The sequence below is a fragment of the Paenibacillus senegalensis JC66 genome (genome assembly GCF_000285515.1).
GTDB lineage: Bacteria > Bacillota > Bacilli > Paenibacillales > NBRC-103111 > Paenibacillus_L > Paenibacillus_L senegalensis.
Window position 1 is genome coordinate 1 of sequence record NZ_CAES01000132.1, and the last position, 1,123, is coordinate 1,123.

Consider the following 1,123-nt stretch of genomic DNA (forward strand, 5'->3'; position numbering starts at 1 on the left):
TATACGATTGCAACGATACCTGCACCGGCGAATTTAACAGCTTCTGCGGCTGATCGCTCCGTTACATTAAAGTGGGATGCTGTCACGGGAACAGGCAGCGTGACTTACGCAGTTTACCAAGCGGAAGGCACATCAGCTCCTGTCGATCCGGCGAACTGGAAGCTCATTCAATCGAATGTTACAGCGAACTCCTACATCGTCACGGGATTGACGAATGGAACAACGTATGCATTTGTAGTGAAGGCTATCACTGTGGAGGGGGCCAGCGATTTCTCCAATGTAGCGACAGCGACCCCAAGAGCACTAGGGGGGAACGGCGGTTCCGGTGGTGGCGGAGGCGGTCGTGTGTTGTCCAACAATGCGGATCTTGCGGATCTGCAAGTATGGGCGGGGGGCAAACAATTAAATCTAAGCCCTTCATTTGCTTCTGGAACAACAGAATATACGGCACGTACAGAAGCCGAACGAATTGAGATTGTGGTCAAAGAAGCTCACTCCGCGGCGAAAGTGATATGGAAGGACAAGGTAATTACGGACAGTATTCAAGTCGATTTGGAGGAAGGCGACAATACGATTGAGCTAACGGTACAAGCGGAAAACGGCACGAAGAAAACCTATACGCTGACCATTTATCGTGAAATGCCAAAGCCAAATGAACCGGTTATTGCATTTACCGACATCGCTGGACACTGGGCGGAGGACTATATCATGCGTGCTGTAGAGAAAGGCTTTGTCAGCGGTTATCCAGATGGCACATTTAAACCGAATCATCCAGTCACACGCGCCGAGTTTACTGTGATGCTGGCAGGTGCATTGAAACTGGAAGGTGACGGCTCCGCGCTAACTTTCACGGATCATGACCGGATCGGCGGATGGGCGAAGCAAGCCGTTGCGCAGGCCGTACAAGCGGGCATCGTGGATGGATACAACGATGGTAGCTTCCGGCCAAACGCACAGATCACCCGCGTAGAAATGGCGGTGATGATCGCTCGGGCGTTACAACTACAGCTTAACGCGAATGCGTCAACCGGCTTTGCCGATGATGAAACGATTCCGCAGTGGGCGAAAGGTGCGGTCGAAGCCATCCGCAAACTTGGCATTGTCGATGGCCGCGGCGGAAACC

1 protein-coding gene is annotated in these 1,123 nt (G+C 52.5%); it reads left to right on the plus strand.

The annotated features are described in order from the left end of the window. On the plus strand, nucleotides 1–1,123 hold a 1,123-nt coding region (locus tag PSHG_RS25970), incomplete at both ends, for an S-layer homology domain-containing protein (RefSeq protein WP_010267290.1).